The sequence below is a fragment of the Enterococcus sp. AZ109 genome, assembly GCF_051714625.1.
GTDB lineage: Bacteria > Bacillota > Bacilli > Lactobacillales > Enterococcaceae > Enterococcus_A.
On sequence record NZ_JBIOSF010000001.1, the window covers coordinates 1462775 to 1486527 of the forward strand.

Here is a 23753-nt window from a genome sequence, read left to right on the forward strand (position 1 = left end):
CGCTCCCTTATTTGTTGTTGTTTTCTATGGATTAAGCATACTAAATAAAGAAGCGGATTATTGCGGGATTTCCCAACTGGTTTGTTTTGCTTCCTAAACGGGAAAAACCAGCTTATCCTTAAGACAAACTGGTTAGCTAGTTTTCAATTAATCAGGCGACTTCGTTGGACTGATGATCATTTCCCGTATATTGACTTCTTCATCTCGCGTGAGGGCAAACAAAATCCCTTCGGCAATTGATTTGGGATCTAATGCGGTGAAACGATCGGTCGTGTCATCAACCAGGCCTTCACCCATATCCGTGTCGACAACGCCCGGTGAAATGGTAGTAAAACGGATTTTCGTTTCGGCTTCTTCCTTCTTTAAGCCTTCCATCATAATGCGTACCGCATGTTTAGTGGCTGAGTAGGCGACAGTTTGTGGCTGCACCATATGCGAAGCAATCGAGGCGGTTGAAACGATATGCCCGGCATCTTGCTCTTTGAAATATGGCAAAATAGCCAACACGCCGTTGATCACACCTTTAACATTCACATCGATCAGATCGCTAATCTCCTCGCTGTCACTTTCGTGGACCTTATCTTCAGACAGCAGCAGCCCAGCGTTACTAAAGAACACGTCAATCTTGTCATGTCTGGACAAGGTTTCTTGGACTAAGCTTTCTAACTCACTTATTTTTGTGACGTCGGCTACGATGTAACTAACTTCTCCGCCTTCATCTTTCAAGGTCTGTTCTTCTTCCTTTAAGGCATCCTCATTGATGTCGCTTAGCACAATTTTAGCCCCTTCTTTAGCTAAAAGCTTTGCGGTGGCTGCGCCGATACCGCCGGTTGCTCCGGTAATGACAACTACTTTTTCTTTCAAATCAATCATGTAATCTTCCTTTCTTCTCTGCATTCGCTTCCTTCCAACTATAAATAACAAATGTTATCTTATTTTAAATTCTAATGAAGGATTGTAAAATTAGCAAAATAAATGCTTCTCGACAAATATCCGGCAAGAAGTAATTTTATGATAAAATGATTAAAATAAAAAAGAAGAAAAGAGGACATTATGGAGTATTTAAAGAAGCGTTTATTAGCGGCAATTGATCAACATCAAGACGAATTGATTAAATTGCTAAGTGATCTGATCGCATTCAAAACCATTTCGCCACCGGCCCGCAACACAGTTGCCTTGCAAGAATTCATCAGCAGTGAATTAGTCAGTTCTGGTTTTGAGGTCACTCAAAAAACCTTTTACGAAAACGACCTTTTGATCTATGGGATCCGCAAGGAAAAAGCCCCCCTTAAAAATGACACGCATCGACTAATACTAAATGGCCATGTGGATGTGGCGTCTGTCGATGACGGCGATAAATGGGATACCGATCCTTTCATGCTGGAGAAAAAAGAAGATCGACTTTATGGTCGCGGCGTTAGTGACATGAAAGGTGCCGTTGCTTGTTTTCTTTATTTATTCCGTTTACTAAATCGCCTAGACGCCCAACTGAACGGTGGTCTATGTTTCCAATCGGTCGTTGGCGAAGAGGCAGGTGAAGCAGGTACTAAGCAGCTGCTTAAAGATGGTACGACAGCTGACTTTGCAATCGTCGGCGATACGACAGATTTGCATTTCCAAGGGCAAGGCGGGGTAATTACTGGCTGGATCATTTTGGAAAGTCCTGAAACTTATCATGATGGCAATCGTATCTCTATGGTGCATACTGGTGGCGGATTAAAGGCGGCTAGCATGGTAGAAAAAATGGCTCTGATCATCGAGTCGCTACAAAAATTGGAACGCTATTGGGGAATTACTAAATCGTATCCAGGTTTCCCGCCTGGTACTAATACGATTAATCCGGCGTATATTGAAGGTGGGATCCACCCGGCATTTATTGCTAACGAAGCCAAACTATGGATCACCGTTCATTTTTATCCCAACGAAACAGTTGAAGAAGTGATTCAAGAAATTGAAGAACATATTATCGCTACTGCTAAGGCTGATCCTTGGCTAAAAGATAACCTACCTTCTTTTAAATGGGGTGGTGAATCTATGCTGGAAGACAAAGGGGAAGTTTTCCCACCATTAGAATTAGATGCAGAGCACTCGGCTATGGAATTATTATCGGAGAACCACGCAGCTCATTTAGGCCAGTTGCCAGTGGTGAATATGTCGACTACTGTAACTGATGGCGGCTGGTTTGATTATTACAACATCCCAGCAGTCATCTACGGTCCTGGTGAATTGCTGCAAGCCCACAGCACAAATGAAAGTGTTGCTTACCAGCAGCTTGTAGATTATTGCAAAGTAATTGGCGGCTTTATTGTCGATTGGTGTGTATAGAAAAAAGTTCGACTCTTCCCTCTTTCGAAAAGTCGAACTTTTTAGTTTAAAGCAATTCTTTTCGCAACGTTGCATCATCTAATGGCGATAAGTATTTCGGTGCAATGTCTAATACGGTAAAGGCACCAAACTGCTTTTCAGCCGCCAAACGAACACACGCTCTAGCATAAGCAACCAGCACACTGGCCGTGAATTCTGGATTACTTTCTAATTGTAAACTGTACTCAATCACTTGATTGGTATCTTCCCCAGTGGTTCCTGTATGCAGAACTGTTCCACCATGAGGCATTGCTTTGTGGTCGCGGTTCAATTCATCTTGGGAGATAAAATTCACTTCGGTATCGTAATCTGAGAAGTAATTAGGCATGGTAACAATTTCTTCTTTGATAGCTGCTTCGTCAGCGCCTTCTTCTAGTACAACGAAACATTGACGAAAGTGTTTGTCCCGCGTGCTTAATTCCAGCTTTTCGCCAGCTTTTAGTTTCTCGATTATTTCAGTGTTTGGAATTGTATATTGTGTCGCATCCGCCACGCCCTCGATTCTGCGTAAAGCATCCGAATGGCCTTGACTAACTCCTTTACCCCAAAAAGTAGTAGTTTCTCCAGTTGGTAAAATACTTTGGGCGTACAAGCGGTTCAAGCTGAACAAACCTGGGTCCCAGCCAGTAGAAATAATTGAAACGGTCTGATTTTCCTTAGCTACCTGATCTACATTTGCAAAATGTTCTGGAATCTTTGCATGGGTGTCAAAGCTGTCGATCGTATTAAAGTTTTTAGTGATTTCTGGTGTTTGGACTGGCAAATCAGTTGCTGAACCGCCACATAAAATACACACATCAATCTCAGACTTTTTACTTAACAGATCATCCATATGATAAGCAGTCGCACCTTCAGTCGAAACGCTTTCAGGAGAGCGTCTGGTAAAAACTCCAATTAATTCCATATCTGAATTTTGTTTTAATGAACGTTCTACACCACGTCCTAAATTTCCATAACCTACAATTGCTACTTTTGCCATTCATACCACTCCTCATTCTTTGTTAGTACGATTATACTATAATAGAAGGAAAAATTGTCCGAGATTTTTAATCTAATTTTCATATAGTTGTCGATTGCAAGATTTTGCCTTAACAAAAACTCCGCTCTTTCCTATTATCAATCTATGATAAAATTAGATGAGATCACAAATACTTAGGGAAAAAAGCGAGTGTTGATTATGAATACCCATGACTTGTATGAAAAATTAGAGCTGGCACCAGTGATTGCTGCTGTTAAAAGTGAAGCTGAGCTAGCCAAGGCGCTGCTGACCGACGTGGAGGTTGTTTTTGTTCTGCAATCCCATCTCATGCAGCTGGCCGAGCTGTCGGAGAAAATAAAAAAAAGCGGTAAAATCGCCATTTTGCATGCTGATTTGGTTAAAGGACTGTCCTCAGATGAAACGGCGATTGATTATATCAAGACTTGCACTTCCTTTGACGGCATTATTTCTACCAAATCTGCGATTGTTCGTCATGCGAAAAGGCACCACTTGCTGGCGATCCAGCGTTTTTTCCTGCTGGACTCTTCGGCTTTAGAAAATGTTGAGCGCCAATTAAACCATACCGAGGCAGATATAGTGGAGGTGCTGCCTAGTGTTTCGCCCAAAATCATCAAGGACCTGATTAAGCAATCCCGGAAACCTTTGATTGTTGGCGGCTTGATTCGTGACAAAGAAGACGTCATGGGGGCTTTGGGAGCCGGCAGTTTAGCAGTATCTACCACAAAAGAAGAAGTTTGGTCCATTTAGTCATTGTTAGGCGCTTACAAAGGTGTTATAATACAGTTAACTAAACATGTGCTAGAGACCAAAAGAGTATAGCAGCAAACGTCAACAAACATTGGCGTCTGTTCACTATACTCTTTTTTTGTGCCCTAGTTTGTCAGATTGATACGAGGAGGAACCTTTATGTACGATGTAATTATCATCGGTTGCGGAATTGTTGGAGCCGCAACTGCCTATGAATTAAGCAAATATCAACTAAAAACCCTAGTCTTAGAAGCCGAAAACGATGTCAGCGAAGGAGCAACCAAAGCTAACAGTGCGATTTTGCACGCCGGCTTTGACCCGACACCCGGTAGCCTGATGGCGAAGTTAAATGTGGAAGGCGCAGCCTACGCTAAGGAACTGTGCGAGAAGCTGGACGTTCACTACAATCAGGTAGGTTCATTAGTTGTCGCCTTTTCTGAAGAAGACTTAGCCACCATTAAAAGCCTGTACGACCGTGGCGTGCAAAACAATGTACCTGATTTAGCGCTATTGAACAAAGAAGAGCTAGCCACAATGGAACCAAACCTTTCAGACGAAGCAGTCGGCGCACTACATGCCCCAAGTTCGGCGATCGTCAATCCGTGGGAATTTTGCTTAGCCTTAGCAGAAACAGCGGTGAAAAACGGCGTGGAAATCGCCCTTAACAATCGCGTGGCTAATATCACCAAAATCACCGATGGCTATGAGATCGAAACCAATCAAGGCGTTTACCAAACCAAATACGTTTTTAACGCTGCCGGGGTTCATTCAGATGACATCCACAACATGGTGGCTGAACCAAACTTTGAGATTACACCGAAGCGTGGGGAATACTATTTGTTGGATAAATCAGAAGGCAATGTAGTTCATCACACGATTTTCCAATGTCCTTCTAGCGCTGGTAAAGGAGTATTAATCAGCCCAACCGTCCACGGTAATCTAATTGTCGGACCGAACTCTCACGCTGTTTTGAAATCTGATCTGGATACAGGTCTGGATATTGGTAATACACCCGATGGATTAAAAGAAGTCGCTGAGCTGGCAGCAAAATCTGTGCCTGATCTTAATTTGCGTCAATCCATCCGCAACTTCTCTGGTGTGCGGGCTAACAACAGCAATCACGATTTTGTGATTCAAGAAGCAGCGCCAGGTTTTATAGATCTAGCTGGCATCAAGTCACCAGGATTGACCTCAGCACCAGCTATTGCGCTTCATGGTGTTGAGCTGCTGGAGAAATCAGCAGGACAGAAATTTACTAAAAAGGAAGACACAATCGAGACTCGGGAAAAAATTACTTTCCAAGAGCTGAGTATTGAAGAAAAAAATGAATTGATCAAAAAAGATCCTAGCTACGGCCGAGTGATTTGCCGCTGTGAAACCATCACGGAAGGTGAAATTAAAGCTGCCGTGCATTCTCCTATTCCTAACGCTTCCCTGGATGGAATTAAGCGCAGATGTAATGCTGGGATGGGACGCTGTCAGGGCGGCTTTTGTGGCCCACGGGTAGTGGAAATTTTATCCGAGGAATTAGGCGTGTCGCCACTGGATATTTTACAGGATCGCGAAGGCAGTTATATTTTGGCAGAAGCTACTAAGGGAGGAATCTAACATGCATGATTTGATCGTGATTGGCGGCGGACCGGCTGGCCTTGCAGCAGCCATGGCGGCTTATAAAGCAGGTGTTGAAGACATCTTGATTATTGAACGGGATCACCAAATGGGCGGGATTTTGAATCAATGTATCCACAATGGCTTCGGCCTGCATTATTTTAAAGAAGAATTAACCGGACCAGAATACGCCGGACGTTTTATCGAAATGGTGAAAGACACCACTATCAAAGTTTATTTGGACACGATGGTTTTAGATGTTACAGAAGAAAAAGAAGTCCATATTGTCAACAAAGAACAAGGTTATCAGATTCTAAAAGGCAAAGCGATTGTTTTTGCCATGGGCTGTCGCGAGCGGACTCGTGGGGCTATCGGAATCCCCGGCAGTCGACCGGCCGGTGTCTTCACCGCTGGAACTGCTCAGCGTTATGTGAATATGGAAGGCTACATGGTAGGTAAAAAAGTGGTGATTTTAGGCTCCGGTGATATCGGTTTGATTATGGCACGCCGAATGGTATTAGAAGGTGCTGAAGTATTGGCCTGTGTGGAAGTAATGCCTTATTCTGGTGGATTGACGAGAAATATCGTTCAATGTCTAGACGACTATGATATTCCATTGTTGCTTTCTCATACTATTACCGAAGTTCGCGGGAAAACCCGGGTAGAAGAAGTTGTCGTTTCTGAAGTTGATGAAAAACGCCAGCCGATCCCAGGTACAGAACAAACCTTTGAATGTGACACTGTCTTGCTTTCTGTCGGTTTGGTGCCGGAAAACGAGCTTAGCCGCAGTGCTGGGATTGAACTAGATCGCCGGACTAATGGCGCTTTTGTTTATGAAAATATGGAAACCTCAATTCCGGGTATTTTTGCCTGTGGCAATGTGGTTCACGTTCATGACTTAGTCGATTTCGTAACAGCCGAAAGTACCCGCGCCGGAACTGCCGCAGCTGACTACATCCTGCAGCAGCAAGAACTGGAGCAAGATGATTTCTTGACAATTAAAAACGGCAATTACGTAACCTATGTCGTACCCCAAAAAATTCGGCAAGAAAATGTCGATAAACGGGTGGAAGTCTTCTTCCGGGTAAACAAAGTGTTTGATGAAAGTCAAATCACCGTCACCTCGCAAGGAGAAGTCATCGCCAAACAGAAGAAAAGCTACATCGTTCCTGGTGAGATGGAAAAAATGAAGCTCTCGAAAAAAGTCATGGATAAAGTCAAAAATGGCGAAATTGAAATCTCAATTGAGGAGGTTGTAAAGTAATGAAAAATTTTATTTGCATTATGTGCCCTAAAGGCTGTCATCTAACTGTGGATGAAGACAACGATTACGCAGTGACCGGCTACAGCTGCAACAAAGGTGTCAAATACGGAAAAGCCGAAGCGACTAATCCTGTTCGGGTGGTAACTTCTACTGTAGTAGTCAGAAACGGCGAATCTGTCCGCTGCTCGGTGAAAACCGCTGACGGAATTCCCAAACAGTTCGTGCGAGATGCGATGAAAGAGATCAATCAGGTTCGCTTGAAGGCACCGGTTAAGACCGGCGATGTTGCCATTGAAAATCTGCTGGACACCGGAGTCAATGTCGTTGTTACCAGCAGTGTACAAGCAAGTTGATGTTAAGGAGATACGTCTGTTAAGGATGTATCTCCTTTTTTCTGTTCAGGTCAAAATTCAAGTCATTTAAGACAAAACCAGCTATAGACCGCTCACATCCGCTAAAATTTTAGTAAGAAATCAAAAAGGAGTGAGTAACATGGACACACGCATCGAGAACAGACAGTTAAAGATTTTCCTGACTATTGCATTTGGCTTACCGGTGATTATGGGGCTGTTTATGTGGTACGGCTATAGTAATGATAAAGACCTGAATCTATTTTCGCTGACGCATATGTATTATCCGGCCGCTGGAGCCATGATTGCTTTGCTAACCAGCAGTCAACATAAAAAGCTGATTCCGACAGCTTTTTTCCTGATTTATCTGATTCAGACAGTGATTATGATGGCGCTTAGTCTGTCGGGATTGTTTATTGTCGGAGATAGTTTAGTGATGATCGGAAATTGGGTGATGATTGTTGGTACTATCGCATTGTGGATCGCCTTTTTTGTCACGAAAAAAGACCGTAGAGCTGCCTTTGGTTTACGGGGAAAAAATTGGAAGCTGACCTTTGGCTTAATTCTTCTATTCGCTGCATTATATACCTTATTGATGACAAGCAGCGCTGTCCTTGGAGGTACTTTCTCAGCGTTAGTTGAGAACTTTTCGCAGGGTCAAACGTGGCTAATGCTGTTTGTCACTTTGGCAAATTACTTTTTAGTTTTCACCCCTTACTTAGGTGAAGAATATGGCTGGCGCTACTTCCTGCAGCCAATTTTACAGAAAAAGTTTGGTATGATCAAAGGGGTTCTACTATTGGGGATCGGCTGGGGAATTTGGCATTTGCCGCTGAATTTCTTTTTCTATACTTCACCGGCCGACGGATTGATTTCGGTAACCAATCAAATCGTAGTTTGTATCACCATGGGTATTTTCATTGGTTTTGTCTACATGAAAACCGACAATATTTGGATCGCTGTGGTGATCCACTATTTAAATAATAATTTGTCGCTGATTTTCAGCGGTGATTTCACCGGGGAATCCATGTCAGGCTACAGTATCGGCTGGCCCGATGTTGCTTTGATGGCAATTTTGCTGACAATCATCTATGTTTGGCCGACTTTAACAAAATTCTTCAGAAACCGCAGAAACTTAAATCCTACGCCAGAAGAACGAGCGGCTGATGCAACTCTAGAGTCATCGGGTGAACAAGAAAACACCGTTGTTCCACAACCAACTCTACGTTAAAAAAGATGCCTGCGTGACTTCACGTGGGCATCTTTTTTCTGTTATTAACGATAATACACTTCATCCAGGAACAGGCCCTGTGCTGGAACCGTCTCGCCAGCGTGTTCCCGAACTTTGTTCTCAAATATTTCATCAATCACCGAGACGTCCATCTCTCCAGCCCCGATTTCCAGCAAGGTTCCTACAATAATACGCACCATTTTATGCAGGAAACCATCTCCCACAAAAGTAAAGTGCAGCAGGTCGCCTTCTTGTTCAATACTGATGCTTTCAATCGTACGCACGGTTGACTTTTTTGATTTTTTAAGAGCCGAAAACCCGATAAAGTCATGCTTGCCAATCAGTTTGCTGCAGGCTTCCTCCATCCGATCCAGGTCCAGCTGCTGCGGATAATAAAAGCTGTACGCACGCTGAAAAGCTGAAGGAATCTCAGCATTCCAAACATAATAGCTGTACTGTTTTCCGGTGGCGTTGTAGCGAGCATGGAAACGTTCGGCTGCGTCCTCCACCTTTTTAACCACAATATCCTGGGGTAAATAGCGATTGAAAAAAGCCAGCATTTCAGCTAAGGACATTTCGCTGGTGGTCTTGAAATTGGCCACTTGACCTCTGGCATGAGTGCCGCCATCTGTCCTGCCCGAGCCGATGATTTCAATAGTTTCTCCGGTCATTAGCTTGATAACCTTCTCAATTTTCCCTTGAATCGTCTTATCTGAATCTCCCAGCCGTTGCCAGCCCAGGTAGCGCTTGCCATCGTATTCGATGGTCAGTTTAATATTTCTCATTTGCTGTAATTTGCTCCTCTATGTTTTGAAATAGTTTTTTAATTTATCATCTTTCGGTGGTGAGTCTTCACTCTATTTCCCGATCACCATTCTTCTTGTATAAACTGCCTGTCCCGAGTGCATCACGGCATCGTCAATCACAGAGGCAATTCGTACTTGTCGGGTAACCGGTGGTGTCCATTGATCATCTACAATGTCCATCATACTTTCTTCCGCCACTGCTTCTAAATAGGTTACTGTAAGATTTACGCAGGCAGCTAAGTAGTCGGTCAGTATATCTTTGTGCGTAACTACAACTTTTCCCGCCTCTTCTGGCGTGTGGTGCCAATCTTCGGTATCATCTGGCAAATCCAAAGCAAAGCGGCCACTCCAGCCGTCTGTCAGCCACAAGGGTTCTGTTTTGTTCAAATCGGAAATTTGCAAATCCAGCTCGCGGGCCGTATGCCAAATCAGCCAAGTTACTGATTTGATCAAAGGTGCCGGCATCGTATTAGCTTCTTCGACACTCATCTGATCCAGCGTTTCTTCCAAACGCTCTTGGGCTCTTTTTAACGTATCGATGGATAATTGGGTGAATTTCATAGTAAATTCCTCCTTCTTGTTAGAAAAATACAATTGTCTACCCATTCACTTTACTATAGCTGCCACTTATCAGCAAATTTTTATCAACAAAGGGATTTTTTCCAAATGGAAAATACTTCAGGATGTTCTTTTTGTCATCAAGTTGAAATATTTTGAGGCAGCTGACCCTTTACGAAGGATTCATTTTTTCAAGTGCAGGAAGAATAAGTTTTATTCTCGTACGCTTCCAACTAAATGCCACGAATCTAATTCTTACTTTCTAACTTAGCAAACTGCGAAAAGTTGCACTAGCAAAAAAAGCCTCCGAAGAATTCGAAGGCTTTAGTAATTGTTTTTATGGATGAATATAAGTTAAACCTGAAGCACTTAAAGTAGCAGTATTTGGTCCCATTGGTGTTGAGAAGCCCATTCCACCTTGAGTGATAGTGATTGTATTGCTACCAGCATCATAAGATTGTACGTAAGCTACATGTCCATAAGCACCGTCTGCATTCCAAGTACCAACTGATTGGCCTTGTGCAAAGACTACGATTGAACCAGCTGCAGGAGAGCCGTCTACTTGGAATCCATCAGCTGCGGCTGATGCTCCCCATTGACAACCATTTCCCCAGTAAGTACCAGCCCATGGAGCAACTGATTTCACATACCAAGTACATTGGCCAGGTGAATACATGTTGCCTGATCCAGTATGGTTCACCTTGTTACCAGTGCTAGGTGTTGCAACTGGTGTTGGTGTTGGTGCAGGTGTTGAATTATTTTGATTTGTATCTGGTGTTGAATTTGTATCAACAGGTGCCTCAACCACTGGCTGAGTAGGTGTAGCTACACTTTCTTCGGTTGCACTAGCTGATTCAGTGGCTTGTTGTGCTGCCGCTTTTGCTTGAGATTCTTCAAAAGCTTTTTGAGCTTTTGCTGCTTCTTCAGCTTGACGTTTTTCTTCAGCTTGACGAGCTTGTTCTGCTTCTTGTTGTTCTTTCAAGATACGTGCTTGTTCAGCTTTCGCTGCTTCTTGTTGTTCTTTCAATTTAGCTTTATCTTGTTCAGCTGTTGCTTGTTCAGCTGCGTAATTCGCTTTTAGAACATTCAAATCAGCTTGTTTGTTAGCAATTGAATTTTTTTGTGTTTCTAATTCTTTTTGGTTTTCGACAAGTTCCGCAACCTTTTGTTCATTTTCTTTCACTTTTGCTTCTACTGCTTGCTTGTCTTCTTTTTGTTGTTCCATTAATGTTTTGTTTGCTTGAACCATCGTATTCATTGCTTGGACACGACCTACTACATCAGATAAAGACTCAGCTTCTAATACAGCATTTACGTAGTTAGTAGCTTGACCTTTTACTTGTGCGTCACGGGCTTGTTCTTCAATAAGAGCTTCACGTTTTGCAATACGAACCTTCAAGGTTGCAATTTTATCTTGTAATTGCATTGTATCTTGGTTTAATTGTTCTTGTTTTGCTTCCAAGTCTTTCACTTGTGCGCTAACAGTTGCAATCTCAGCTGCTAACTCATCAATTTGTGATTGAACACCTGATTGTTTCCCTTGTAATTCACTAATCTTTTGGTCTTTTTCTTGGATCTGTTGATCATAGTTATCGGCTAAAGCAACATTTGGTGCTGCGGATAATGTTACCGCACATACCAGTACTGCTGATAATAAACTCTTTTTCACTAATTATTCCTCCGGTTATCGCTCTGATTTTATAAAATATATAGGTATAACAACAGTAGCAATTTTACCATAGAGATGTATCACCCATATAAAAGAAACATTACAAATATATTTCATCATTGCATTCTTTGTAATAATGGACCTGCCGTTAACTTTTACTCAATCCACAAGTTAAAATGACTTGGTGCCTCAAACGTCTAACCCTCTCAATAGAAAAACACCGTTAATACTTAAGCTACGATTAAACATTATTAACGATAGTACATACTAGATAATGGTCATTGCCGTTTGAAATTAAATCCTTTATTGGCTGCTCAAAAGTAATCTTAGAAAAAAACCTCAGTGAAAGTATTTAGGAAAACCGGCAGAACGTTTACAACTCGTTGTGGACTTAGAAGAGATATTTCATGAATAAGACGTATTAAGAAGTAATGATTGCATTCAACGTTGGATCATCTTACAAAATACTGATAAACACTGGATACATCCAACAACTGGCACTTTTAAATCACGAAATCACCAGTCACTTAAACAAGCAACTAACTTTCCCACATATCAATGTAAACAATCACTTCTATCCCTTGAAACTTTACGCAAATCTTGGTATTACTCAAAGTGATTTTTCTGACCTAGTCAAATTAGATCAAAGCACCTTCACCTGAGCAATAAATGCCTTAATCAATCACGGATATATTAAAAAAAATCCAGCAAAGGACAAAAAAAAGTCATTTTCTTCACTTAACCGAAATAGTTTAAACTACTGCCGTTGAAATAGGAACATAAGTCGACCAATTAAATCATCCGTTGTTAAAAAGCGATCCTGATACAGACATCCAATAAACATTGATCTTAATTTGGCAGTCCTTGCAACAATTGCGTTCATAGACTTTGGGTTCAAAGATTTTTATGTGATCTTTCTATTGTAATAAGTAGACGGTATGACAAGAAGCTGTTCATCTTGACATACCGTCTACTATTTTTTTATTTAACTGTAGGATAAAAATAATGCTCACCATAAAGTAAATGTCATGATATCCAACTAAAGTTGATGCGGTATTGCGATAAGTACTTTGGTAATCTGAATGATCGCATACAAATATAGCTAGACCTGCTAAAAATATTAGCGCATTTTAGTATTCTCTTCCTTGCGGTAAACTAAACCCAAACCCTTTAAAAAGTTTCGTGCATAGTTATCGCCACAAGGTTTAAAGTTTCGATGTCCTTCTTTTCGCAAAATAGCGCCCATTTCTCCTTTTGAAGGATAAACTTCTGCTTCTGCGAGAATTGCTAACATGTCATCACTAGTCAGAAATAAAGCAATCTTCAGTTTTTTCAATAAAATATTATTGATATATTTAACCTCATTGTTTTTAGGCTGCGTTGTTTCTGCTGGCTTATCTTTTTTTGGGCCGCGTTTGAGAATGATAAAGCCATTTAAAAATGCATCTAACTCTAGGTTGTCGATCGGTTTTAAGTAAGTGTTATCTTCATCATGAGCAGAAGGACCTGTTTTGGTTAATATTTCTCGCAACTCATCCTTAGTAATCGGGATTCCACCTAAATCAAAAGCTTTAATAAGATCGGTGTCCTTGATATCTATCGCATATCTCAAGCGTAGTAATCGGTCATTATTATTCATCAATTTTCTCCTTATTTTCAATCGATTCTTTCAATGCAACGTAAGATATTCTCTCCCTATCATATCAGACGTTGATATTATTTCTCAAATTTCAAAAGGGTATTGTAAACAAGTCCTAATCTACAATTTTTAGAACCGCATCACTTATGATAAGGTTCCCCCTTATTTATCCGAAACGCCCGGTAAATTTGCTCTACCAAAATCAAGCGCATCAGCTGGTGTGGGTAGGTCATCCTCCCAAAGGAAATCTGAGCATTGCTTCGTTGCATGACTTCATTGCTTAATCCCAGAGACCCACCAATCACAAACACAAATTGACTGTTACCAGACACTTGTAATCGCTCCAATTGAGCGGCAAATTCTTCGCTAGTAGGATTTTTTCCTTCAATCGCTAATGCAAAGACATATTCGCCCTCCTTGATTTTCGCCAAGATGCGTTCCCCTTCTTTTTGCTTCACTTGTACCATTTCGGCTTCGCTTAGTTTTTCAGGAGCTTTTTCATCTGGGACTTCTATAGCTGTCATCTTGGCATACTTTGACAAACGTTTAGTATATTCCGCAATTCCTTGAACCAAGTACTTTTCCTTAAGTTTTCCCACAGTAATAATTTTGATATTCATTTTCTCCCCCTCTTTTCCACTTAGTTATCCACATTAATCACAGGTTTATCCACAAAAATTGTGTGTAAAAAGCTTGTTTTAGCAATATTTCTAATTACAAACATATGTTTCATCGAAAGTTATCCCCTTTATCCACAAGGCTGTGGATAACATTTAGAAAGTTTTATACATAGTTATCCCCGATTTTTTCTTGGGTTCTGTGGAAAAAATATCAATGTTTTTTCACTTTTAAAAAAATAATTACTCAACTTCTTCATAAAAAAGTCAAAACAGCATAGTAGACTAACCTTAGATAAAAATACTATACTTAATATAACGTAAATTCAAGTTAAGATGGAGGAATAATGATGGAAAGAAACAATATGAAACCCACTCCTAAAAAATCGAATAGTTTTGTTAAACGATTTGCGGTTGGAGTGTTAGGCGGCATAGTAGGTGCGGGCTTAGTTTTTGGTGTTTATTATGCAGCAACTAGTGCTGGATCAAGCCAATCAGCCAGCGGATCACCAAGCGCAGGTGAAACACAAGTGAGTAATATGAAAGTGGATGCCAACTCTGACATCACTGAAGCAGTAGATAAAGTTCAAGGAGCAGTCGTATCAGTCGTTAATTTACAGAGACAGCAACAACAAAGTGGCTTAGGAAGCTGGTCCGATATTTTCGGTGGCGGAAGTGACAGCTCACAAGAAGAGAGCGGTACAGATGGTAGTTTGGTCGAAGCTTCTGAAGGTTCTGGCGTTATCTACAAACGTGAAGGCAATACAGCTTATGTTGTCACAAACAACCATGTAGTAGAAGGACAAAGCGGCTTAGAAGTGCTTTTAACAGATGGAACGAGAGTTACAGCTGAATTGGTTGGTACAGATACATATACTGACCTTGCAGTTTTAAGAATTGAATCAGATAAGGTAGCAGATATTACACCTGCAACTTTTGGTGATTCTGATAGTTTGAAGGCTGGTGAACCGGCGATTGCTTTAGGTTCTCCACTTGGTTCACAATATGCTAACTCCGTAACTGCTGGGATCATTTCATCCCTTGGTCGTCAAGTAGTTAGTCAAACAAGTGAAGGACAATCGGTAAATATTAATGCTATTCAAACAGATGCAGCGATTAATCCTGGTAACTCTGGTGGTCCGTTGGTGAATATTGCTGGCCAAGTAATTGGTATCAACTCTAGTAAAATTGTTCAGACACAATCTAATGTGAGTGTGGAAGGGATTGGCTTTGCAATTCCAAGTAACGACGTAGTGAACGTTATCAACCAGCTAGAAAGTAACGGTCAAGTAACCCGTCCTGCACTAGGTATCTCTATGCGTAACTTGTCTGACTTAACAAGCCAACAGCAAGAGCAAATTTTGAAAGTACCTAGCTCAGTAACACAAGGTGTTGTTGTAGCAAGAGTTGAAACAGCAACGCCTGCAGAACGTGCTGGTTTACAGCAATATGATGTTATTACTAAAATTGACGACACTGAAGTAACAACTGGTGTTGAATTACAATCTGCGTTATACAAACATAAAGTTGGAGATACAGTAAAAATTACTTACTATCGCGAAGATCAAGAACATACTGTAGATGTAGAATTATCACTAGATGCAAGTTCTTTACAGCAATCCAACAGCAACACACAACAAGCTGAATAGTCTTGTGATAGAAGTGTTCAGCTCCGATTATGCGGTTTTTAGTGACTGTGACGTAAAACGTCACAGTCATTTTTTCGTGCTAGTTTATACTGAAAATTAGACCCTAAAAAAAGGCAAAACACCCTTTTAGTCGGATGCTTTGCCTTTTTTATTCTTTATCGGTTTGTAAATCACGTAATACCCGATAACGCCAATCATGACTACGATCGATACAGTTCCACCAACAACTGTAGACTGTGGTTGATAGACTAGCCTCAATTGGTGCTTACCTTTTGGTACTCGAACCGATAAGAAACTGCCAAAAACTTTTTGAGTTGGTACTTTTTCTTGATCGATATAGACTTGCCAGGCATTGTCATAAGGGATAGATAAGTACAAAGATTGACTATCCTTATCCACAGTAACTTCACCATATAACTGATCATCACGGTAACTCTTTAAATCAATAGCTAAAGTATTTTTATCTATCAACAACTGATTAAAGGTTGCATCTTCAAGCGTTGCAATCTCTGCTTGCTCGAAGTTAAATTCTTTCGTACCTTTTAATTCTACCTTCACTGTTTCACCAGCGTTGAAATGTCCTAAGTTAAATAATTGGTTGGTCTGAATTCCAATTGCTGCGCTGTGTTTTTTACCGTTAATCAATAATTGATCGACATTCTTCCATTGAACTTTAGGTAAATACATAAATAATTCACCCGTTTCACTGGTTTGAAGTTTTAGTGTATTTGAATTTGTACTAGGTTCGGTTTTTGCCGGTTGGAAGTAATGCTTTTCTTGTTTTTTCAATGATTGTAAAATATTTTCTTGATTCTCAATTACTTTACCTTTTTTTAGTCTCACTTGATCATTTTCGATGAGCAGTCCCATACCTAATGCTTCAGGGTTTTCATATACATACATACCATGTGCTTCTTTTAAGAGAACATGATTCGGTATAGCTTGTGGTTTAATCGAATAACGAACATTTAACAGTAGGTTTAACACTGAGTTTTCATCCACATAAGTAAAGCGACGAACATTCCGAGAATAAATTCCTAAATCGACTAAAGTATCCAATACGTCTTTTTCCAAAGTTGATGTATAGCTAGATATATCTGCAAAATTATATAGGAACGAGTCATTATAGCTATTGTAAGCAATTGAAAAACCAGAACTTTTCTGATCAGTTTTTTCGTTAATTCGCCATAAAGTTGGTGAAGCATTAAGCTCATCAATCAGCGCACTCTGATTATCATAAAATTCAGCAAAGTTCTTTTGGCTACCAAAAGGTACTGCCTTTAGCGCTTGCTGATAATTAAATCCCAACTCACAGAACGTAATCCCAGCTATCAGAACTAGCAACCAACGATAATTTCTTTTTTGTAGGAAATAAATCAATACAGTGTATGTCCAAATCAAAGCGATACTGTACCAAAGATACGTGAAATTCTTGGGTAGTTCATTTTTGATAAACCATTGACCTGTTAAGCTCTTTTCCATATTCAAGCTTGCCTGAGCCACTAACAGTACAATACTAAATAAAAAAGCTGATCTTCTAATAATTACACCCGTATTTGAATGTTCCAGCAATTGAAGCCACGCAGCATAAGCAAACCGAATAATTAAAAAGCTGAAAATAAACACATTCCGATACGGAAACCCCGCAGGACTTTGAAACATATGCCAGACTGTATTAACTAGCTGAATAATAAAGGATAGAAACAGCGCCAACATTAATACTATGGTACCTCTTCTCTCACGTATACTAATTCGTTGACAGAAGAAATAACTGATAAATAACAAGATCATCAAAATACCAGAATACATAGTTGGCAGATGTTGCAACCGTGCCTCAAACTGATAGGTACCAATTCCCAATTCGCCAAATGCTGAGAAAGCAAAACGTGGTGCCAAAACAAAGCTTTGAGGATCGAAATTAGTTTTGGCAGTTCGTAGCATCCCTACTAAAGACGGTAGTAAAATAAAGCTCGTTGCAATTCCTGCTAAAAAGGAAACAATCAAAAATTTACGCCATTCTTGCCATAATATTTTTAGTCGCCAAGCATCTCTAGTAGGGTTCGCCAGCCAATAAAGATAAATACTATAGATCACTGCATATAAGCAGACCATATATCCTAAATAGTAATTAGTACCAATTGTCGCAAACAAAGTAATACCATATAAAGAACCGGTTTCTTTACGCCACAGTTTCTCTAACCCTAATGTAACTAATGGCAGTAAAATCAAGGCGTCCAACCACATGAAGTTTAAACTATAAGCTACTACAAAGCCGCATAAACTATAGGAAGTCGAAAAAATAATAGTTGAAAAACGGATCTGTTTAAAGTGCTTACCTAAATAAAAATACATTGTGCTACCCATTGTAGCAATCTTAGCTGTGATGATCCAAATCAGGGCAATTGGAAGATTTTCATCTTTAAAAAAAAGACAAATCAAATTATAAGGACTAATTAAATAATAACCACTCAGCGCTTCAATCGAACCACCAATCCCATTAGAAAAGGAATATAAACTAATTCCTTCATCGAAAAAACGTTTAAATAAACTCATGAACTCTAGATACTGTGTGCCGATGTCACTAACTAATAAATTGTTGTTACCAAATGGAGCAATCGCTAGCGAATACCAGATTAAAAGCATGATACTGAATGGTACAAAAAAGCTTCCTAGTCCACGTAGAACTTTTTTAGTTGTCATTTCACCCTCCTTGATACAAAATTTTTCTGAAATTTTACTTTCTTCTTACCAAGGATAGCGATTATCTGAATTTCTGTCAAAAGACTTACGGCTGATTTGTTACAAAAAGTTCTTCAAAAAAAAGTAGCTGAATTAAGGGCAATAAATATCCCTCATCCAGCTACTTTCTATTTTCCAACTGAAAATGCTTTACCGACAACTGCATCATCGTCTAAAACTAAAATACCTTTCTTCTCTGGTGCATTTGGTAAATGCAATTCCTTGGCTGAACAAATCATGCCATAACTTTCTACACCCCGCAGCTTGCCTGGCCAAATCATCAACCCATCTGGCATCATGGCGCCTGGTTTTGCTACAACGACTTTTTGTCCGGCTGTAATATTGCTAGCACCACAAACAATTTGCAACACTTCACCATTGTCTACTTCAGTTTCTGTAATATGCAAATGATCCGAATCTGGATGGTCTACGCAGGTTTTGACATATCCTACCACGATTTTAGGCTCATGGTCCGGTACCAAACGTTCTTCGAATCCTGCTATTTCTAATTGCTTATTCAGCACTTCAATATCCTCGTCACTTAATGCTACTTGGCCATTTCCTTCGATTGTTACATACTGTGAAACATCAAAGAAATTCCAAGCAACGGTTTTGCCATCCTCAGTTTTAATCCGTGCGACATTCTTTTTACGTTCTGATTGATTTTCTTTGTTCTCATCATTGGCAACAATAACAAGTAAAGTATCACCAATGGTTTGTTTATTGTAAGCAAAAATCATGCTGTGACCTCCCTTTAATCCTTAGGTATCTTAACAAAAAATGCAAAAAAATGCATGAGATTTTTTTCATAGTATAAAATTTATTTAACAGTCATTTCCTTATAAACTGCGAAAACAGAACTGGCAGCTAACTCACGATATTGTGGGGGGCATTTTTTGTGAACCGCAAAAAATGACTTGATCTTCGTGCGCATACCATTCCCCTAAACATTTCTGATCCACTATTAGTTAAAGCTTGATAATCTGGCGAACTAATTTTTTTAATAAACTGGGAAAACAGAACTGGCAGCTAACTCACGATATTGGGAGTCATTTTTTGTGAACCAAAAAATGACTTGATCTTCCTACGCATACCATTCCCCTAAACATTTCTGATCCACTATTAGTTAAAGCTTGATAATCTGGCGAACTAATTTTAATAAACTGCGAAAAGAGGAACTGGCAAAAAGAAAAGCTGGCTAGTTACCAGCTTTTTCTTTACTTGGATGGACAATTAACACATCACAAGGTGCTTCTTTAATAATGTAACTAGCAACACTCCCCGTCATGAATCGCTCTACTGCATTCAAACCAGATTGCCCTACCATAATCAAATCAATAGCATATTTCTCAGGAAGTTTATGAGCCATCGCTTCTTTAGCAGATCCATACGCTAATATTCCTTCTACCTCTTCATAACCCAATTCTTTAGCTTGTTTGCGATAGTCGGTGATCAACTGCTTTGCGTCTGCCGTCTGTTGCTCAACAATATTCTCATTTAAAGAAGAATATCCCATGATATTATAAGCTTGATTGTCTAACACGTGAGCCACATAGACTTTTCCATTGTTACGCTTAGCTACCGCTAATGCTTTTTTAAAGGCTTCCATCGCTTGCTCACTTCCATCAGTTCCTACTAAGATACGTTGATAATTTTGTGTTATCATTTTACACACTACCCTTCTACTTTTTCTAAAAAGCCTATAATCTCCTCTTTTGTTTTACGATTTTTATTCACTAGACGACCTAATTCTTCTCCATCATTAATTACTACAAAACTAGGAATCCCAAAAATATTCCATTCAGCTGCTACATCTATGTACTTATCTCGATCAACCAAAATGAATTGAAATTGAGGAAATGCCGTCTCAATCTCTGGCATTTGCGGTTTAATAAAGCTGCAATCACCACACCAATCTGCAGTAAAAAAGAAGACATTTTTTCCTCTTTCGGCATAGCCTGCTAGTTCCTCAATACTTTTTGGAATAATCATTTGCGTCACGACCTTTTCTTTAGTTACTTTAATTATACACGTTTCCAATTGTTTTGCGAAAGAAAGTATTTTGTCATTTATTCAGACCTTTTTCAAGAATCTATGTTAAAATTGACTGGAAATGTACGTTAAGGAGGTTACACATATGAGCAAGCTAACAGATTTCTCACGAGGAATAGTCATAGGTTCAGCGATCGGATTAGTTGGGGGTATTGCTGGAAGTCATTTGTATCAGAAAAAGCAAAATTTATCACCAGATGAAATCCTAAATCAGATTAAAAAGTCCTTTCTAGAAGAAGGACCGATTGAAGGCTCATGGATTTCTTTCGAAACAAAACCATTAAGAAAATTTGCCATCCGTATGAATGGCGTTGAAGGCGGGATTACTCGGTTAGAGGATGGAAAGCTGGTTGCTTATGAATTCTTAGCAGATGTCAAAACTGGTTCAGTCCTGACGATTGATCGTCTAGCTATGTAAAATGTAAAAAGACTACGAAAATCTTTTTAAAGAATTTTCGTAGTCTTTTTTTTATTTTGCTAAGCGATAGATAGCATCCGCATAAATTGCAGTGGCTCTAAGAATATCTTCAACAGGCATATATTCATTTGCTTGGTGCATAGTATCAGTATAACCTGGGAACTGTGCCCCATAAGCGACTCCACGTTCCAATAAGCGTCCAAATGTTCCACCACCGATGACTTTTTCTTCACCTTTAAGACCAGTATGCTCTTCAAATACGTTCATTAAGGTTGAAACCAGCTCATCATCCATTGGCACATAATGAGGAAGCATATGATGACCATCTAAAACAACTTTAGCATTATCAGCGAACAGCTCCGTTAAGGCTTTTTCAATTTCTTCCGCAGTAATTCCTTTCGGATAACGGAAGTTCAGGACGATTTGATTGCCTTCGTCTTGGCCGTTTTCAAATTGGAATACCCCAGCATTCATGGTTAATTCACCCATGACTTCATCTTCGTAAGCCACACCAAGTTTTTTGCCATAAACATCTTCGTGAATGTAAGTAGCAGAATAGTCAATGAAGGCTCTGGCTGCGCCGTCAAATTCGTAGTTGTTCAAAAAGACTGCCAAGAAAGTTCCAGCGTTGGTTCCTGATTGTGGGCTGGCACCGTGAGCGGCTTTCCCTACAAGCTCCAAGGTTACTTCGTTGCCGTTCACTTCAGCTGTTCCGCCAATCGGATTGTTTTCTACATAATCCGCAAAGTCATTGGCCAAAGATTGCGCTGCTGCTTCATCTGGTGTTTGAACAACTGCTTTCGCGTTTCCAGGTACCATATTGGCACGCAAGCCAGCGTTGAAGCTGCTTAATACATAATCAACACCATTGGTTCCGCCAAAATGAGGAATGAAGGTAACATTTCCTTTTTCCCCGTTAATCATCGGGAATTCAGCATCTGGTGAGAAACCAAAGTCTGGTTTTTCTTCGTGTTCAAAATAGTAATCCATATCGGCCCAGCCGCTTTCTTCATCGGTTCCGATAACGAAGCGGATTTTTTTAGATACCGGCAGATCCAATTCTTTAATCATTTTCATTGCATAATAAGCTGCAACAGTGGGTCCTTTGTCATCACTAGATCCGCGAGCATATAGTTTTCCATCCTTCACAACTGGTTCGTAAGGATCAGTGTCCCACCCTTCACCAGCAGGTACTACGTCTAAGTGTCCAAAAATACCTAATGTCTCGTCTCCTTCACCAAAGTCAATGTGTCCAGCATAATTGTCAACGTTCTTTGTGGCAAATCCGTCACGTTCAGCAATGGCTAACATTTTTTCTAAGGCTTCCTTTGGACCTGGACCAAAAGGAGCTTCTTTGGTCGCTTGACTATCATCACGCTCACTATTTATACGTAATAAGTCATTTAAATCCTTTAACAAGTCGTCTTTTCGTGCTGTAACTTCTTTTTTCCAATCGATGGTCATGGCCGTTCATCCTCCTTGTTTATACTATTTATGATAGCACTCTGACTAAAAATTGAAAACAAAATGAATCGACTATTTAACACAGATGACTCATGTTGTTTTATAATAGAAGAAAAACCAAAGCAGGTGAGCTATTTGAACCATCTAACCGAAGACATTTTAACTGACGTAATTACGCGCCGTCCTGACAACTCACATAAAGGAACATTCGGACGGGCTATTTTACTAGGCGGCAACAACCAATACGGCGGAGCTATTCTGATGAGTGCTGAAGCTTGTGTTAACAGCGGTGCCGGATTAACTACCGTGGTTACACTTGAAAAAAACCACGCACCGCTGCACGCTCGCTTGCCAGAAGCAATGGTAGCTGATTTTTCCGATATTGAGTTAGTAACTAACTTAGTAAAAAGTGCGGATGTCGTCTTGATTGGCCCCGGTTTTGGCCTAAGCGTTACACTCTTATCGGTCTTAAAACAGCTCCTAAAGGCCCAGCAAAAACACCAATGGTTCATCATTGATGGTTCTGCGATTACCTCATTTGCTAACCATAAACTGACTTTGAACTATCCAGAAAAAGTTGTTTTCACACCACATCAAATGGAATGGCAACGACTAAGCGGTCTTGAAATAGCGAATCAAACACTTGAAAACAATCAAGAAAAGCAAAAAGAGCTAGGGGCTACCATTGTTCTAAAAAGCCACCGGACAGAAATCTATGACGGGAAAACTATCTGGCGTAATACAGTCGGCAATGCAGCGATGGCTACTGGCGGTATGGGCGATACGTTAGCCGGAATGATCGCTGGGTTTGTCGCTCAATTCGGCGGCAGCAGCGAGACTATCGGCGCCGCAGCCTATCTCCATAGTAAAATCGGTGACGATCTCGCAGCGGAGCGCTATGTCGTGTTACCAACAGCCATCAGCAGCGAGATTCCCCGCTACATGAAAAAATATGCGCTAAACGAAAGGAAAGAATCATGAAACGTTATCCAGGGTATATTCGGAAACCTTTTTATTACGAAACGGACAAAATGGGGATTATTCACCACTCGAATTACATCCGCTGGTTTGAAGAAGCCCGAGTGGATCTGTTGGAATTTTTAGGTTATCCCTTTGAAAAAATCGAAGAAATTGGTGTAATGGTTCCCGTTCTAGCTGTCAGCAGCACGTATAAAGAAATGGTCCGTTTTGGTGATGAAATTATTATCCATCCTACTATTAGTAATTACACCGGTACACGCCTAAACTTTGAGTATCAACTTATCAATCAGGCCACCGGTGCTATCGCTACTACCGGAACCAGCGAGCATTGCTTTATGTCCAGCGAAACCAATCGCTTGATTCAATTAAAACGGCAGCATCCCGACTTACATGAATTATTTATGTCCTACTACACGACAAAAACAGATGAAGACGCTAAATAGGCGTTTCATCTGTTTTTTAGTACCTATTAGTAGTTAGTAGAAAACTGTGGCTGTGACATAAAAACGGCACAGCCACTGAAAACCGCATCACCGGTGTAACTGAAGCAGCTCTTTTGGAAATGAGCCGGATAGTCAGAAAAATATGAGAAGCTAT

General features: G+C 40.3%; 22 protein-coding genes. 10 read left to right on the top strand and 12 right to left on the bottom strand.

The annotated features are described in order from the left end of the window. Nucleotides 1–147 precede the first annotated feature (147 nt). The gene (locus IGI42_RS06935) at nt 148–897 is read right to left on the bottom strand and encodes an SDR family oxidoreductase (RefSeq protein ID WP_438715101.1); all 750 of its coding nucleotides are present in this window, start codon (nt 895–897) and stop codon (nt 148–150) included. Between the two features lie 156 nt (nt 898–1053). Between IGI42_RS06935 and IGI42_RS06940 the strand changes: the two genes are divergently transcribed. Continuing rightward, on the top strand, nt 1054–2325 hold the full coding sequence (locus IGI42_RS06940; protein ID WP_438715102.1) for an acetylornithine deacetylase: 1272 nt from the start codon (nt 1054–1056) through the stop codon (nt 2323–2325). 46 nt (nt 2326–2371) lie between these two features. On the opposite strand, the gene IGI42_RS06945 is transcribed toward IGI42_RS06940, so the two are convergent. Continuing rightward, the gene (locus IGI42_RS06945) at nt 2372–3343 is read right to left on the bottom strand and encodes a diaminopimelate dehydrogenase (protein WP_438715103.1); all 972 of its coding nucleotides are present in this window, start codon (nt 3341–3343) and stop codon (nt 2372–2374) included. Nucleotides 3344–3541: 198 nt separating this feature from the next. Here IGI42_RS06945 and IGI42_RS06950 point away from each other — a divergent pair, with 198 nt between their 5' ends. The 5 genes from IGI42_RS06950 to IGI42_RS06970 all read left to right on the top strand — a co-directional run bounded on the left by IGI42_RS06950 (nt 3542) and on the right by IGI42_RS06970 (nt 8564). After that, entirely contained in the window at nt 3542–4111 is a 570-nt protein-coding gene (locus IGI42_RS06950; protein ID WP_438717022.1) for a glycerol-3-phosphate responsive antiterminator, read from the top strand. Nucleotides 4112–4270: 159 nt separating this feature from the next. Further along, nucleotides 4271–5719 (top strand): NAD(P)/FAD-dependent oxidoreductase, encoded by a 1449-nt coding sequence (locus tag IGI42_RS06955; RefSeq protein WP_438715104.1) that lies wholly within the window; start codon nt 4271–4273, stop codon nt 5717–5719. A 1-nt stretch (nt 5720) separates the two neighbouring features. After that, complete coding sequence (locus IGI42_RS06960; RefSeq protein WP_438715105.1) at nt 5721–6983, top strand: NAD(P)/FAD-dependent oxidoreductase; 1263 nt, start codon at nt 5721–5723, stop codon at nt 6981–6983. After that, nucleotides 6983–7336, top strand: coding sequence for a DUF1667 domain-containing protein (locus IGI42_RS06965; RefSeq protein WP_438715106.1), 354 nt, complete (start codon nt 6983–6985; stop codon nt 7334–7336). The genes IGI42_RS06960 and IGI42_RS06965 overlap by 1 nt, the downstream gene beginning before the upstream one ends. 139 nt (nt 7337–7475) lie before the next feature. Continuing rightward, complete coding sequence (locus tag IGI42_RS06970; RefSeq protein WP_438715107.1) at nt 7476–8564, top strand: lysostaphin resistance A-like protein; 1089 nt, start codon at nt 7476–7478, stop codon at nt 8562–8564. A gap of 44 nt (nt 8565–8608) precedes the next feature. Here the strand turns inward: IGI42_RS06970 and truA are convergent, their stop codons facing one another. The 5 genes from truA to rlmH all read right to left on the bottom strand — a co-directional run bounded on the left by truA (nt 8609) and on the right by rlmH (nt 13856). Continuing rightward, the gene (gene truA, locus IGI42_RS06975; RefSeq protein WP_438715108.1) at nt 8609–9349 is read right to left on the bottom strand and encodes a tRNA pseudouridine(38-40) synthase TruA; all 741 of its coding nucleotides are present in this window, start codon (nt 9347–9349) and stop codon (nt 8609–8611) included. Nucleotides 9350–9421: 72 nt separating this feature from the next. Next, nucleotides 9422–9931, bottom strand: a complete 510-nt coding sequence (locus tag IGI42_RS06980) for a DinB family protein (RefSeq protein ID WP_438715109.1) — start codon at nt 9929–9931, stop codon at nt 9422–9424. 334 nt (nt 9932–10265) lie between these two features. Beyond that, complete coding sequence (locus IGI42_RS06985) at nt 10266–11597, bottom strand: PcsB-like coiled-coil domain-containing protein (RefSeq protein ID WP_438715110.1); 1332 nt, start codon at nt 11595–11597, stop codon at nt 10266–10268. A 1120-nt stretch (nt 11598–12717) separates the two neighbouring features. Next, the gene (locus IGI42_RS06990; protein ID WP_438715111.1) at nt 12718–13236 is read right to left on the bottom strand and encodes a DUF1456 family protein; all 519 of its coding nucleotides are present in this window, start codon (nt 13234–13236) and stop codon (nt 12718–12720) included. Between the two features lie 140 nt (nt 13237–13376). After that, complete coding sequence (gene rlmH / locus IGI42_RS06995; RefSeq protein WP_438715112.1) at nt 13377–13856, bottom strand: 23S rRNA (pseudouridine(1915)-N(3))-methyltransferase RlmH; 480 nt, start codon at nt 13854–13856, stop codon at nt 13377–13379. 347 nt (nt 13857–14203) lie between these two features. Between rlmH and IGI42_RS07000 the strand changes: the two genes are divergently transcribed. Beyond that, on the top strand, nt 14204–15502 hold the full coding sequence (locus IGI42_RS07000; RefSeq protein ID WP_438715113.1) for a S1C family serine protease: 1299 nt from the start codon (nt 14204–14206) through the stop codon (nt 15500–15502). A 126-nt stretch (nt 15503–15628) separates the two neighbouring features. Here the strand turns inward: IGI42_RS07000 and IGI42_RS07005 are convergent, their stop codons facing one another. From IGI42_RS07005 to IGI42_RS07020, 4 genes are all read right to left on the bottom strand, one after another. After that, a complete protein-coding gene (locus IGI42_RS07005; protein WP_438715114.1) occupies nt 15629–18202 on the bottom strand; it encodes a YfhO family protein in 2574 nt (857 codons plus the stop codon). Nucleotides 18203–18369: 167 nt separating this feature from the next. Then, on the bottom strand, nt 18370–18981 hold the full coding sequence (gene ytpR, locus IGI42_RS07010) for a YtpR family tRNA-binding protein (protein WP_438715115.1): 612 nt from the start codon (nt 18979–18981) through the stop codon (nt 18370–18372). 458 nt (nt 18982–19439) lie between these two features. Continuing rightward, nucleotides 19440–19904: a universal stress protein gene (locus tag IGI42_RS07015; protein WP_438717023.1), complete on the bottom strand. Its 465-nt coding sequence runs from the start codon at nt 19902–19904 to the stop codon at nt 19440–19442. Nucleotides 19905–19915: 11 nt separating this feature from the next. Beyond that, the gene (locus tag IGI42_RS07020) at nt 19916–20242 is read right to left on the bottom strand and encodes a thioredoxin family protein (protein ID WP_438715116.1); all 327 of its coding nucleotides are present in this window, start codon (nt 20240–20242) and stop codon (nt 19916–19918) included. 136 nt (nt 20243–20378) lie between these two features. On the opposite strand from IGI42_RS07020, the gene IGI42_RS07025 reads away from it, so the two are divergent. Next, nucleotides 20379–20711 carry a hypothetical protein gene (locus IGI42_RS07025; protein WP_438715117.1) on the top strand — a complete coding sequence of 111 codons (333 nt, stop codon included), beginning with the start codon at nt 20379–20381 and terminating at the stop codon, nt 20709–20711. A gap of 51 nt (nt 20712–20762) precedes the next feature. Here IGI42_RS07025 and pepV read toward each other — a convergent pair whose 3' ends face one another. Continuing rightward, nucleotides 20763–22175, bottom strand: coding sequence for a dipeptidase PepV (gene pepV, locus IGI42_RS07030; RefSeq protein WP_438715118.1), 1413 nt, complete (start codon nt 22173–22175; stop codon nt 20763–20765). A 135-nt stretch (nt 22176–22310) separates the two neighbouring features. Between pepV and IGI42_RS07035 the strand changes: the two genes are divergently transcribed. Continuing rightward, nucleotides 22311–23156 carry an NAD(P)H-hydrate dehydratase gene (locus IGI42_RS07035; RefSeq protein ID WP_438715119.1) on the top strand — a complete coding sequence of 282 codons (846 nt, stop codon included), beginning with the start codon at nt 22311–22313 and terminating at the stop codon, nt 23154–23156. After that, complete coding sequence (locus IGI42_RS07040) at nt 23153–23599, top strand: acyl-CoA thioesterase (protein ID WP_438715120.1); 447 nt, start codon at nt 23153–23155, stop codon at nt 23597–23599. The genes IGI42_RS07035 and IGI42_RS07040 overlap by 4 nt, the downstream gene beginning before the upstream one ends. Nucleotides 23600–23753 lie beyond the last annotated feature (154 nt).